The 14,040-nt window shown below is 37.8% G+C and carries 11 protein-coding genes; 6 read left to right on the forward strand and 5 right to left on the reverse strand.

Annotation, left to right across the window (positions count from 1 at the left end; all coding sequences use genetic code 11):
- Window positions 1-66: 66 nt before the first annotated feature.
- The 3 genes from IGL24_RS02400 to IGL24_RS02410 are packed head-to-tail and all read left to right on the forward strand — an operon-like array spanning window position 67 to window position 3,808.
- Entirely contained in the window at window positions 67-768 is a 702-nt protein-coding gene (locus tag IGL24_RS02400; RefSeq protein ID WP_206857725.1) for an ABC transporter ATP-binding protein, read from the forward strand.
- Window positions 769-779: 11 nt separating this feature from the next.
- Window positions 780-3,491 carry an ABC transporter permease gene (locus IGL24_RS02405; RefSeq protein WP_207699604.1) on the forward strand — a complete coding sequence of 904 codons (2,712 nt, stop codon included), beginning with the start codon at window positions 780-782 and terminating at the stop codon, window positions 3,489-3,491.
- 17 nt (window positions 3,492-3,508) lie between these two features.
- Window positions 3,509-3,808 carry an antibiotic biosynthesis monooxygenase family protein gene (locus tag IGL24_RS02410; protein WP_206857722.1) on the forward strand — a complete coding sequence of 100 codons (300 nt, stop codon included), beginning with the start codon at window positions 3,509-3,511 and terminating at the stop codon, window positions 3,806-3,808.
- Between the two features lie 158 nt (window positions 3,809-3,966).
- Here IGL24_RS02410 and IGL24_RS02415 read toward each other — a convergent pair whose 3' ends face one another.
- A complete protein-coding gene (locus IGL24_RS02415) occupies window positions 3,967-5,055 on the reverse strand; it encodes an AI-2E family transporter (protein ID WP_207115877.1) in 1,089 nt (362 codons plus the stop codon).
- 343 nt (window positions 5,056-5,398) lie between these two features.
- On the opposite strand from IGL24_RS02415, the gene treC reads away from it, so the two are divergent.
- Window positions 5,399-7,024 (forward strand): alpha,alpha-phosphotrehalase, encoded by a 1,626-nt coding sequence (gene treC, locus IGL24_RS02420; RefSeq protein WP_207699603.1) that lies wholly within the window; start codon window positions 5,399-5,401, stop codon window positions 7,022-7,024.
- A 79-nt stretch (window positions 7,025-7,103) separates the two neighbouring features.
- Here the strand turns inward: treC and IGL24_RS02425 are convergent, their stop codons facing one another.
- Window positions 7,104-8,285 carry an AI-2E family transporter gene (locus IGL24_RS02425; protein WP_207699602.1) on the reverse strand — a complete coding sequence of 394 codons (1,182 nt, stop codon included), beginning with the start codon at window positions 8,283-8,285 and terminating at the stop codon, window positions 7,104-7,106.
- A 398-nt stretch (window positions 8,286-8,683) separates the two neighbouring features.
- Here IGL24_RS02425 and IGL24_RS02430 point away from each other — a divergent pair, with 398 nt between their 5' ends.
- Window positions 8,684-10,315 carry a zinc ABC transporter substrate-binding protein AdcA gene (locus IGL24_RS02430; protein ID WP_207699601.1) on the forward strand — a complete coding sequence of 544 codons (1,632 nt, stop codon included), beginning with the start codon at window positions 8,684-8,686 and terminating at the stop codon, window positions 10,313-10,315.
- Between the two features lie 104 nt (window positions 10,316-10,419).
- Here IGL24_RS02430 and IGL24_RS02435 read toward each other — a convergent pair whose 3' ends face one another.
- The 3 genes from IGL24_RS02435 to IGL24_RS02445 all read right to left on the reverse strand — a co-directional run bounded on the left by IGL24_RS02435 (window position 10,420) and on the right by IGL24_RS02445 (window position 13,179).
- The gene (locus IGL24_RS02435) at window positions 10,420-11,148 is read right to left on the reverse strand and encodes a LytR/AlgR family response regulator transcription factor (protein WP_207115881.1); all 729 of its coding nucleotides are present in this window, start codon (window positions 11,146-11,148) and stop codon (window positions 10,420-10,422) included.
- A gap of 4 nt (window positions 11,149-11,152) precedes the next feature.
- Entirely contained in the window at window positions 11,153-12,436 is a 1,284-nt protein-coding gene (locus IGL24_RS02440; protein WP_206857706.1) for a sensor histidine kinase, read from the reverse strand.
- A gap of 140 nt (window positions 12,437-12,576) precedes the next feature.
- On the reverse strand, window positions 12,577-13,179 hold the full coding sequence (locus tag IGL24_RS02445; protein ID WP_206857705.1) for an accessory gene regulator B family protein: 603 nt from the start codon (window positions 13,177-13,179) through the stop codon (window positions 12,577-12,579).
- A gap of 587 nt (window positions 13,180-13,766) precedes the next feature.
- Between IGL24_RS02445 and IGL24_RS02450 the strand changes: the two genes are divergently transcribed.
- Window positions 13,767-13,982 (forward strand): hypothetical protein, encoded by a 216-nt coding sequence (locus IGL24_RS02450; protein ID WP_206857701.1) that lies wholly within the window; start codon window positions 13,767-13,769, stop codon window positions 13,980-13,982.
- Window positions 13,983-14,040: the final 58 nt, after the last annotated feature.

Here is a 14,040-nt window from a genome sequence, read left to right on the forward strand (position 1 = left end):
CAATGTTAGAATAGAAGGGATCGATTAAATAGAAAAAGCAAACTGGAGAATGAAGGTGGAAGTGATATGAAATACGTAGAAGTAAAAAATGAATTTAAGCGTTACCAGATGGGCGAAACAACGATTACAGCGAATGACGATATTTCATTCTCCATTGAAAAAGGAGAATTAGTGATCATCCTAGGTCCTAGTGGGGCTGGGAAGTCAACAGTATTGAATATTTTAGGTGGGATGGATACACCAGATGAAGGACAGATCATCATTGATGAGACAGATATTGCGCAATTCAATGACAAACAATTGACGGCTTATCGTCGCACAGATGTGGGCTTTGTTTTTCAATTTTATAATCTCGTTCCTAACTTGACCGCAAAAGAAAATGTCGAGTTAGCGACAGAAGTATCGCCAAATGCGTTAGACCCGGTAGAAGTCTTGACGCAAGTTGGACTGGCGCATCGGTTGAATAATTTTCCGTCCCAATTATCCGGTGGCGAGCAGCAACGGGTATCCATTGCACGAGCGCTTGCGAAAAATCCAAAATTATTACTTTGTGATGAACCGACTGGCGCGTTGGACTTTGAAACAGGAAAACAAGTATTGAAATTGTTGCAAAATGCTAGCCGCGAACATGGAAATACTGTATTGATCATTACACATAACTCGGCTTTAGCGCCAATCGCTGATCGAGTGATCCATATCAACGATGCAAAAGTCCGAGCAGTCGAATTGAATGAACACCCTTCATCAATTGATGAACTTGTTTGGTAAGGAGGTCTGTAATGAAAAATAAAACTTACCTGAAAGCAGGGTTTCGTGAGATTCGCCAATCAAAAGGGCGGTTCATCGCAATCATTTTGATCATTTTACTCGGCACGCTACTGTATGTCGGTGTTAAGACAGCTGGTCCTGTGATGCAAAAAACGATGGATGAATATGTCCGAGCAGGCAAACTCTCTGATTTACAGATCGTTTCAACGGCAGGCTTGACCGAAGAGGACGTTGCTCAGGCAGAAAAGCTCTCCGGTGTCACAGTTGAGACGGGGAAACAGCTTTTTTACGCAAATGCGAATAAAAATGAAGTTGTCCAAGTTTTCTCTTATGATACTGACATGAAACAGAATCAATTGACGGCAGTCGATGGTCGATTGCCTCAAGCAGAAGACGAACTTGTGTTAGATGAGAAAGCTGAAAATCAAGGGTATCGCATTGGTGACACCTATACGATCGAAACAGACGACTTGAAAGAGACAGATTATAAAATCGTCGGTTTTGTCCGTTCGCCTTTATTCATCAATAACTTGGAACGAGGTTTTGCAAATGTCGGCAATGGGAGCATCGATTACTTTGCCTATGTCCCACAAGCGAATTTTACAACGGATATCCAATCGGTTTTAACTCTTGACTTTGCGAATGTCGATGACCTGAATACGTACAGTGCAGAATACCAAGAAGAGATGGAAAAGAACATCGAAAAGCTGGAAGAGTTTTTTAAAGAACGACCACAGCAACGATTAGAACAACTACAGCAAGAAGGCAAGGATGCTTTAGCCCCTGTAAAACAAGAAGTTGCAGATGGAAAATCACAATTAGCGGATGCGAAAAGTCAGCTAGCAACAGCGAGAATGCAGATCGATCAACAACGCCAAGCCTTGGCGCAGTTACCGGAACCACAACGAACACCAGCGTTGAGTGCGTTGGCTGAGCAAGAAAGTCAATTATCAGAACAAGAAGCACAATTGACGACAAAAGAAGCTGAGCTGACAGAGGCTGAAGCAACGATTGCTGAGAATGAAGAAACAATCAATGAGTTAGAAAAGCCAACGTATCTTTTCAAAGAACGCTCAGAAAACGTCGGCTTTCAGGAATTCGGCGATCTAGCAGAACGAATTGCAGCTATCGCGAATGTCTTTCCTGTCTTTTTCTTCTTTATTGCGGCATTGATCACTTTTACGACGATGACGCGGATGGTAGAAGAAAACCGTCGAGAAATCGGTACACTGAAAGCTTTAGGCTATAGTAAATTAGAGATTGCCAAAAAATATGCCATTTATGCTTGTCTCGCCTCTGGCATTGGGATTATTTTAGGAACGGTACTAGGAACAAATCTTTTACCGCGAATCATTTATGAACTTTCCAATGAGCGTTATGATATCGGCAGTGCGGTGATTTTTTATGATTGGCCACCGATCATCCAAGCAGCAATTGCATTTTTCATCGCAGCTTTTGGTGCGGCGATGTTAGTATTATTCAAAGATTTGCGCGAACGACCAGCTGCTTTATTGCAACCTAAGGCGCCAAAACCAGGGAAAAGAATTCTTTTAGAATACATTACGCCTCTTTGGTCACGTCTAAGCTTTAATCAAAAAATCAGTTATCGTAACCTTTTCCGCTATAAGTCACGGATGTTTATGGCAATCGTCGGAATTGCCGGCTGTGCAGGATTGATGGTCGCTGGAGTAGGGTTAAAAGATTCACTTAGTTCTGTTTCCGACAAACAATTCGGCCCGATCATTGATTACCAAGCCATCGTAACAACCAATCAGACCGATGAAGCGAGTCAAAAGGAAGTCAACGAGGCAATGGATGATCAAGCGAAGATCACTGACCGTTTAGCAATCGATACGCAAACTGTTGAGCTACGCAAAAAAGGACAAGCGTCACAGAGTTTGACTTTGATGGTACCAGAAAAGGAACAAGCTTTAGAAACATTTATTCATTTGAAAACAACGGATGATCAAGCGGTCGACTTGCCAGCTTCTGGACTTGCAATCACCCGAAAAGCGGCAGAACTATTTGATTTATCTGTCGGTGATACGATCGAGCTGTATGATGATGATCAACAAAAGCTACACGGTACAGTGGAGGTCATTTTGCAAAATTATTTAGGGAATTTCGTCTACATGAGCCCAGCCTATTATGAAGAAATTTCTGGACAGCCGATGACGACAAATGCGTACTTGATCAAAACAGAAAAGATGTCGAAGGATGAAGAAGACACGTTATCAGAAGAATTATTGAAAACTGGGGCAGTCACGAATACTTCGTTTATCTCAACACAGATCAAGAACCAAGAAGAATCTCTTTCTAATTTAGATGCGGTAGTTATCATCTTCGTTGTTCTATCAGGCTTGTTGGCATTTATCGTGTTATACAACTTAACGAATATCAATATCTCCGAACGTGTTCGCGAGTTATCTACGATCAAAGTTTTAGGCTTTTTTGATAAAGAAGTGACGATGTATATCGTTCGAGAAAATATCATCTTTACTTTGTTAGGGATCCTTGGAGGATTTGGGATTGGCTATGTTTTAACTGATTTTATCTTACGTCAAGCATCAATGGAATCAGTGATCTTCCCATTAGTGATTACTTGGGTCGCTTATACACTATCTGCTGTTTTAACGATCTTATTCACGGTGATCGTGATGATCGTGACTCATTTCAAATTGAAACATATCGACATGATCGATGCCTTGAAATCAAATGAATAATGAGTAGGAGGATGATTATGAGTATTACTGTGAATATCTTGTATACAGGAAAAGAAGGCAGTGCAAAGGCATTTGCGAAAGAAATGACCGAACGTGGAATCGTTGAACGCATTCGAGCACAAGAAGGAAATGAACGTTATGAGTATTTCATTCCTTTAGAAGAAGATGAAACGATTTTATTAGTGGATCGTTGGGCGGATCAAGCAGCAATCGATCGCCATCACCAATCAGAAATGATGGTGGAAATCGCTGAATTACGAAAAAAATACCACTTAAAAATGAAGGTCCAGCGTTTTATCGATGAACCCAGCGATTAGAAAGAACAATATTTATCCGTTTATTGCGAATTCTTGAAAAAGAAGAGAGCAATAAGCGGTTTTTTGTCGGCTAAATATAGGAAAATAAAAAAGAGACAAACACAAAAAATGGATAAACAGCGTATTGCATTCTGCTTATCCATTCTTATTGTTCGAGTTTATTCAGTAAATTTTGGCATGGTACCTTCATTTTTTTTAAAACGAATAAAGCTGCGAATCATTTCTCGGATGATCGTATATGTTGGCAGCACGAGGATCATCCCTAATAAACCAAACAAGTTCCCAGCGACAAGTAAAAGAAAAACAGTCGCAATCGGATGGATGTGGATCATTTTATTCATCACGAGAGGGGAAACTAAGTATGACTCACCAAATTGGATCAAGGTGATGAAGGCTACTAAGAGTAAAGCTGTTTTGACGTCTTGACTCAAAGCATAGAGTAACGCAGGTGCCGCACCAATAAATGGACCAAAATATGGGATGATATCCATCAATCCGCAAATCAAGGCAAGCAATAACGCATTTGGCAAGCCCAATACTTTGAAAACAAGATAACTTCCTACACCGACATACATACAAACCAATAGCTTGCCACTGATATAGGTCGAAGCAGCTAAGTGGAAATCATGACACCAATCTCTGACTAGCTGATGGAATTTCTTAGGCATGTAACGTGTCAAAGTAGCAGGAATCTTATCCCCATCTTTGAACATATAAATCAACAAAAGTGGGATCGTGAAGAGAATGATCGCAGAACGTGAAACGATTTCGAATACATTGACTAAACTTGAAGTTGCTCCTGAGACAAATTGTAAAACAAAGCGCGTCAATTGATTCAATTCTAATGTATCAATAAAAGGAAGCAAATGTTCTTCCAGTAAAGATCCATCCAGATTTTCCGCTAAGACATACAGTATTTGAGGGATTTGCCCGATAAATCGACTGATTTCTAAAATGATGATCGGTAGAACAACTTGTATGATCAAATAAATAGTCAATAAAATCAGCGACATCATCAACGTAACAGCGAGTGTTCTTGATTTTATATATTTGAGGAGTTGATTGTAAATAGGTAGGAAAATATAAAAAAGAAAAACTGAGATCAAAATTGGCAAGAAAATGCTTGCCATGATCGCTTCTAAGGGTCTGAAGATAAAAGTGATCTTAGAAAAAATAAAAATAGTGATTCCTGTCAAACTGAGTAAAACAAGTGTAGCAAATAGTTTGGAGCGTTTTAAAAAAGTCATAGTAGAGATCCTCCGCTGGGTGGCTTTTTATGGTTGAGAATGTGAAAGAAACGTACATCCAGTTTTAGATGACATGAGATGATTTCTGGCACAACTCATATTCAAATATAACATAACTATAAGAATTTATTTATTTTTCGAAGAATTTATTAAAAAAAATAAATGTTTTTAACTGAATCAAACGTAGCCAAAACGGTTCATCTCACTGGAAAAACTGGAGATATTCCTAAAAAAAGACTTTTTTCATTTACCTGTGACATTGATTTACAAACGCTTACGTTTCGGATATAATTGGATTATCAACTTATATATACAAGTTAAAAATCAGCTGGAGGGTTGGCTTATGGCATTTACAGAAAAAGTGATTTATCAGATTTATCCCAAGTCATATCGTGACACGAATGGTGATGGGATTGGAGATTTACCAGGAGTTAAAGAAAAATTGCCTTATTTGAATGAATTAGGCGTTGATATGATTTGGTTGAATCCTTTTTATCCAAGTCCGCAAAAAGATAATGGCTATGATATCTCTGATTATCAAGCAATCGATCCATTATTCGGCACAATGACCGATTTTGAAGAGTTAGTCGCTGAAGCGAAAAAATATCAGATCGACATCATGTTGGATATGGTGTTGAATCATGTCTCTATTGAACATGAATGGTTCCAAAAAGCATTGGCCGGGGATAAGTATTATCAAGATTTCTTTATTTTAAGAGATGAACCAACGGATTGGGTGTCAAAATTTGGCGGGAACGCATGGGCACCATTTGGTGAAACAGGTAAATATTACTTGCATCTATATGATAAAACTCAAGCCGATTTGAATTGGCGTAATGAAGCGGTCCAACAGGAATTGTTCAAAGTTGTCCGTTTTTGGATGGAAAAAGGGGTCAAAGGGTTTCGTTTTGATGTGATCAACGTGATCGGAAAAGACGAAGAACTGAAAGATAATGCAGAAAATGAAGGAAAAGCCGAATACACAGATAAGCCGATTACTCATACGTATTTGCAACGCCTAAACAAAGAAACATTCGGACAAGATCCTGAAATCATTACGGTTGGAGAAATGAGTTCAACAACGATCGAAAACTGTATTTTGTATACACTGCCTGAACGAAATGAATTGTCGATGGTATTTAATTTCCATCATTTGAAAGTCGATTATGAGAATGGCAATAAATGGACCACACCAGCATTTGATTTTGAAGAATTAAAACGGTTGTTCCATACTTGGGGAGAAGAAATGAGTGCAGGAAATGGGTGGAATGCTCTATTTTTAAATAACCACGACCAGCCCCGCGCCTTGAATCGCTTTATCGACGTCGAACATTACCGCAAACAAGGGGCAGAAATGTTGGCTACGATGATTCATCTAAATCGAGGAACGCCATATATCTATATGGGAGAAGAAATCGGGATGATCGATCCAGACTTTGCATCTATTTCTGACTATCGGGACGTTGAAAGTTTGAACGCTTACCAGCTTTTACAAGAACAAGGACTCACTCAAGAAGAAGCTTTCCGCCGAATCAAAGCAAAATCACGAGACAACTCACGAACACCCATGCAATGGACAGATGAACCACAAGCCGGATTCACATCTGGGACACCTTGGCTGCCTTTAGCAGCAAAGCATGAAACAATCAATGTAGCGAATGAACAAAAGCAAGAACATTCGATTTTTGCTTATTACCAACAGCTGATTCAATTAAGAAAAACATATCCAGTGATTGCTATCGGTGATTACCAAGCATATGTACCTGAACATCCACAAGTCTATGGCTATCTTAGACAAACTGACGATCAAAAATTACTCGTCTTGACCAACTTTTACGCAGACGAAACGACAGTCGAATTACCAGAAGAATTTGTTGCTGCGAAAGTATTGATCAGTAATTATCCAACGACAGTTGAAAAAGAAATGAAGTTAAAGCCTTATCAAGCAGTCGCTTTATTATTGCAGTAGAAGTAGGGGTTTTGAACACTATTTATTCAGTTTAAAGGGATAAGAGTTGACTAATGTCACACTCTTATCCCTTTTTTAGTTATTTAAAATAATCTTTCTCTGAAAAGTCAGCTTTTTGATAGACACCTTGGTCACCGTAAAACTTGTTGTACCGTTGTTTGAATTTTCTAAAGAGGAATACAACGAGTAGTTTGACCAGTGTATAGATTGGAATACCAAAAATAACGCCCATGATTCCTAGAAGATCACCCATGACTAGTAAAACAATCAAAATCGTGATGGGATGGATCTGTAAACGATCGCCCATGACACGAGGAACGACAAGATCTCCGTGCAGCAATTGGACAACGAACCAGACGATCACGAATTTTACAGCCATGAAGGTTGAATCTTGAAAGGCAATGAAAAGCCCGGGAAAGAAAGCCACAAATGGTCCGATGTAAGGAATAATACATAACAAACCAGCAGCGATAGCAAGAATACTTGCAAACTCTAAACCAATCAATAAGAACGTTACCCAATAGACAGCCCCTAGAATGAAAGAAGCGATAATCTGTCCTTTTAAGAAGGCCCCTAATTGCTGGTTCGCAATTTTAGTCAATGTTCGAAAATCCGTCCGAAATTTTGGTGGCACGATACCTAAAACTGCTTGATAAAAATTGTGTGGATCTTTTAACAGGAAGAACGCAATAATCGGGCCAGTGAACAATGTGATAAAGGTCGTTGTCACAGCTGAAAAGAGATTGCCTAAACTTTCAGCCCCACTCTTCCAGTAATTACCGATGAATGAAGTAAAGTTATCGGTGAAGTCATCAACCGATGCGAAAAATTGATTGAACGTATCAGAAAATGGTGTCTGTGCTAAAAAGTCTCTCAACGTTTGTTGGAAATCTTGGAATAGATCAGGTAGCTGTTGGACCAGTGAAGTCGCTTGTTGTTGTAAAAACGGGAACAGCCAGACAGCCCCTAAACCGATAAACAATAAGATAACCAGAAAGACTAAAATGACCGACAGATTACGTGATAATTTCTTGCTGAGACGTTTGATCAAAGGATCTAATAAGTAATATAAGACCAAAGCAAAAAGGACCGGTGGCAAAGTCGTGATAAAAATGACAACCAGTGGCCTGAATATAAAAGCAATCTTTTGGAAAAAGTAAATGACCAACGCAATCATCACGAGTAAAACAAGTACATAATACGAAGTTTTACCTCCTAAAAAACGAATCAGTCGGGAAGATTCTTTTGATTTTTTTTCCACGATAGTTCTCCTTTCTCTTGAAATAAGTAGTTAGTTTTGAGGTTGAGCCATTCGCACGAGGCAACTATTGAAATTGAATGAGCGCTTTGCACTCGTCAGCCAAAACGTATAAACATGAAAAGCTATTTTCTGATTTTCCATCTTACTGTTCAGGTCAAACCGCTTTTCTCACAACCTTGTTCTACTCCAAGTTATTATAATCTGAAACGGGTATAAAAAGAAAATAATACAGTTGAAAAATCAAGCGAATTCCTTTAATAAAATAAATTTAACAATAATGCTTGACGAGTCGTTTGATTCTATGCTAAATTAATTCCTGTTGCTAAAACGTAACTATTACGATTTGTATTTGCTAATCGTAATCAAACATAGAAAGAAGATGAGAAGGAGCGAATAAGATGAAGCGTTGGATCAAGGTGGTAGGAGGCTTGCTGTTTGCAGGGATACTTGCAAGCTGTGGCACAGGAGAAACTGCAACACAAACAAATGCACAAAATGATGAAAGCTTAAATGTAATGACAACATTTTATCCAATGTATGAATTCACTAAGCAAGTCGTCGGAGATGAAGGAAATGTTGAATTATTGATTCCGGCTGGAACAGATTCACATGACTACGAACCTTCTGCAAGAGATATGGCAAAAATCCAAGAGGCAGATGTATTTGTCTATAATGATGAAAATATGGAAACGTGGGTTCCAGCGATTGAACATACATTAGAAGAAGGAGATGTCCTTCCAATCAAAGCAACCGAAGGGATGTTGTTATTACCTGGTGATGACCATGGACATCACCACGACCATGGCGACCACGATGATCACGATCACGCTGATGATGATCATGACCACGACCACGATCATGACCACGACGATGATGCTGACGATCATGACCGTGATCACGACCACGGAGACCACTGTCATTCACACGAGTTAGATCCACATGTCTGGTTAGCGCCAAATCTAGCGATGAAGCAAGTAGAAACGATTCGTGATCAATTGATCGAAGCTTACCCAGAAAAAGAAGAAGCATTCACTGAAAATGCTGCCTCTTATTTAGAAGAATTAGAAGCACTACACAACACGTTTAAAGAAACATTGGGTCAAGCAAAGCAGAAATCATTTGTTACCCAACATGCTGCATTTAATTATTTAGCTCTAGAATATGGTCTTAATCAAGTACCGATTGCCGGTCTTTCTTCAAGCGAAGAACCATCTGCTGCAAGAATTGCCGAATTAAAAGAATTTGTAGAAGAACATGGTATTGAATATATCTATTTTGAAGAAAATGCCAAAGACAGTATCGCTCGTACGTTAGCTACTGAAGCTGGCGTATCATTAGCAGTGTTGAATCCTTTAGAAGGATTGACAAAAGAACAAATGGACAATGGCGAAACATATATCTCAATTATGGAAGCAAACTTAAAAGCGCTCCAAAAAACAACAGATACTGAAAACCCATTAGAAGATACATTGAAGCCAGAGAAAGAAAAAACAGTTTATAACGGTTACTTTGAAGATGAAGAGGTCAAAGATCGTCCATTATCAGACTGGAACGGTGTTTGGCAAACAGTCGATACGTATATGGCAGACGGAACGTTTGATCAAGTGTTTGAATATAAAGCAAAAATTAACACAGACATGACAGCTGAGGAATACCGTGAGTACTATGAAGTAGGGTACAAAACGGATGTCGAAAAAATCGAAATCAAAGATGATACAATGATCTTTACCTTTAAAAACGGCGAGGTCAAAGAATCTAAGTATCGCTATGCGGGTAAAGAAATCTTGAACTATTCAGCAGGTAATCGTGGGGTTCGCTTCTTATTCGAAGCTGAAGATCCTGATTCTGGTGCGTTCAAGTATGTACAATTCAGTGACCATTCAATTGCGCCGACTAAATCAGATCATTTCCATATCTACTTAGGAAATGATAGCCAAGAAGCGTTATTAGAAGAAATGGAAAATTGGCCAACTTTCTATCCTGAAGAAATGACTGGCAAAGAAATCGCGCAAGAAATGATCGCACATTAAAAGAGACTAAAAAACGAAGGATGAATGGAAAAGAGGGCTTTACGACTTTTCATTCGTTCTTCGTTTCTTTATTGAAAGATTCAGTTGCTTTCCTTTTCTGGCATTCAAGAAATCAACTTCTTTAATCCGCGAATCGAAACAGGGATGACATCCCCATTGGATAGAGTCACTTCTCGTGTTTTCTTATTAATTGTTCGGACATTTTGAGTATTGATGACATAAGATTTGTGACAGCGAATAAAGTGTTGATTTTTCTTTTCGATATCTTTTATCTTCTCATAAAACTGCATTTGTGCATGTGTCAGGTGAACCTCAAGTTTATGAGGCGTGCCTTGTGCAGTAGAAAAGTATTGGATATCTCTGATTGGTAAAAACTTGATTTCGTCATTGAATTCAATTCTGAAAATATCCTTTTGCAGCGGCGCAGTTTGGAAATCTTCAAATATTTTGCTTAAGATCCGTTCAACATTTTCTTTTAAATCAAAAATATCTTCTTTGATAATATAATCAGTCGGCTCAATGTTGCTTTTCAAAATCGTCATGGAAAGATCTGTATGTGAAGTGACATAAATGATTTTTCCAAGCGAATCCAAGTCACGTACTCGTTTGCCAATGGCAATGCCGTCTAACTCACTGTCTTTTAGTTCGATATCTAAAAAGTAGATACCAAAAGAAGACGTACGTACCCTTGCTGCATTGAGGAGTTCAACAGGATCAGAGGTAGCAATATGGACATAACTATCCAAATTTTCGATCATGATCCGATTCTTGATTACTGTAGAGATGACTTCCAGTTGTTTCGGATCGTCTTCACAAATGTAAATGGGAATCATAAAATTACTCCTTTAATTGTATATGGATTGTTTGCGAAAATCGCTGATTCTCAATCGTTGTTTCAAGAAAAAGATAAGGATTCGTTTTTGTTAGTTCATCAAGGATAAACAAACCTAATCCTTCATTCTTTGGATTTGTTTTTGTCGAGAAGCCTTTTTGTTTTAATTTACTCAATGGAAAAGTATTAGTCGTCGTATTGATGACGCGTATCATCAACGACTGCTTTTTCTTGATGATAAGGACTTCGATTTTTTTCTTTTTGGTTACCGTCGCACCTTCGATTGCATTATCAAGGATGATCCCAAGCATTCTTACCAAATTGATCGTATATTTCTTCCCGAGAACGATCTCTTCTGGGACAGTCAATTGGACAGAGATACCTTTTTCTTGGGCCATCATTAGTTTTAGAGAGAAAAGACTTCTAATTTCAGGTACTTTCATTTTATCTAGTAAGCTAAGATTTGCTGGGAAGAGATTCATCATTTCACGTGTAGGTAAAATCGTTTGATTGTAATATTTTTGTAAGCCTTCTAGATCGCCTTCAGAAATGTAACTATTTAGAGAAAACAACAGATTTTGGTAATCGTGTTTAAACTCTCTAAGCTCTTGATAATTCTTTTCTAGATCTCGAATGTAATCTTGCTGTAACTGGATACGTTGTTCTAATAATTGATCCGCCATTTTTTTATTAGATATTTTCCAATAGTAAGTAAAGATGATAAGACCTATGCATAGATACAACATAAAAAAACTAGTATTTAGTGCTAAAACTTTTGGTGTTTCGCCAGAAAAACGGGTATAGAAAATAATGATGTAGTAAGTGAGTAGAATCAGCGCACCAATCGTACCGATCATGCGACGATCGATCATGTATGACCAATTATCTAGAATTTTTTTAAATCCATAAGCAAGTAGTAAAGCTAATATCGCGGATACAGCGATATGGAAATACTGTAGCGCATCGCCAGGTTCGATGACAGCTGACTGCAATACTAAAAAATCTGCGACACTCGTCAAATGATCCCCTAAAATTGAAGTCAATAACCCCCAAGGTACGGCATAGATCATATGATGGCGCGAAGATGAAAAGAAAAAGAAAAGCAGAATCAGCATGGCGATTGCAACAAGTGCAGAAAAAATACCTAAAATCGGGTAAAGCATTCCCAGCAGGGTCGCTGCTAAGAGACTAAACGTAGAAAATAGGTATTTATTTTTAATTTGGGGATTGATGAGTAAGATAGAACTTGTGTAAATCAGGTATTGCAAGGCTATGGACCATAGAAACATAAAGCACAGCTCCCGTTGCGTTTTCCCAAATTATAGCATACTTATGATTTTATTTTTTTAATTTTTCAGGTATTTTAAATTCTGAGCTCATACCGAAGCAGCAGCCAGATACAAAGAAATCAGAAAGGTTAGTTAATTGTTTAACGATTGTTTTTTTCATAAAAAATTCCTCCAATATTCATCATGTAATTTGTAACTGGAAGCAACGTAGCTATTTCTAAAATAATCCCAAGTAATAAATAGGTAGAAAAATAAGAAGCAGAGAAAAATAATGTGAATGCCGCAAATAAAAGATACATGAAAATCGCTTTTTTTAGTAGGGGTGGGCGTTTCTCTGGTGCAATCGGGTTCAGCGCTGTGCCTCTTGATCCATAGCGAAGCAAAAGGAAAAAACAAACGATTAACAAAAGGACCATCATAGGAAAAGAGATCGTCAATTGATAATGTTTCATTAGTAAGGGAACCCCCCACAAGTAAAGCAATGTCCAAAGTAAGCAAACAAATTCAGAATCGGAATGAAGACCATAAGCGTATCTGCGGATACAGATATAGGAGAGAAAAGTCACTCCTGTTTCCGCCCATGTGCCTGTCAATAAAGAAAATACGAAAACGACAGCAAGTTTTCCAAGGTTGTTCAGCAAAACTTCTAGAGCGAACTTCACTTGGATGTATGTCATATCTTCTTCATCCTGTTTACCGTTGAATAATATTGCCAATATTCTATTTACCACTTTATTTTTCATCTCTATACGTACCTCCGAGTAATATATTAATCGAAAATGCGTAAAAAATGTGTTTTAACTCATAAAAGAGCGTTTTAAGATCAAAACCGTTAAAAAAGTGAAATTTGTAACATGTTTGTTATATAGGAACGTGCTTTTTGTTTTGTTTCAGTGCAAAAAAACAAATAAAAGCAAGATTTATCTTTAAATCATGAAAAATCAGCTAAAAATCGAGTGAACGATCTCTGATTTTTAACAAAAAGTGAGCAAAAACCAAAAAATAGTGAGATTATTTAACAGTTTTGATGTTAAAAGTACTTTTTATGATATTTTTGTGTTATGTTTGGAATTTTATGTTAAAAAGTAATAGAGGTTGTGAAAGAGAATATGAGTGACACGTTCTTATATTTTTGTTTTGCTAACTTCTAGTATAGAAGACAACAGCTACTCTTCCCCTTTCGTTGTTGTCTTCTGATATAACGTGAGTAGAGGTTCCTATGTGAAAATACAAGCCTTGATGAAGGTGAGTTTTTATATAAATATTTAGTGGTTTGAGAAACTTATCAGAAGAAGCTGTGCGAGATGCACAACATAACGGAGGAAATAGTATGGAAAATGAAAATCTATTTGAAATCGGTAAAACTTATGCCTTTGTATCAGATTTATTCTGTTCACCAATTGAAGCGGAAATTGAAAAAATCTATGAGAACAGTTTGATGGTTCGCGTTCTCAATTGTGCAGATGAAGACAACGAAACCGCACAAAATCTTCATTGGCAATTAGTTGTTCGTAAATCAAATGCTGTAAAAGAATATAGCTACTAAAAGCAGATATTCATAAATAAGAATCGAAACTTTTACAAATAGCCAATCAAATTGGGAA

This window comes from Enterococcus sp. DIV2371 (genome assembly GCF_050498525.1).
Lineage (GTDB): Bacteria > Bacillota > Bacilli > Lactobacillales > Enterococcaceae > Enterococcus_B > Enterococcus_B mangumiae.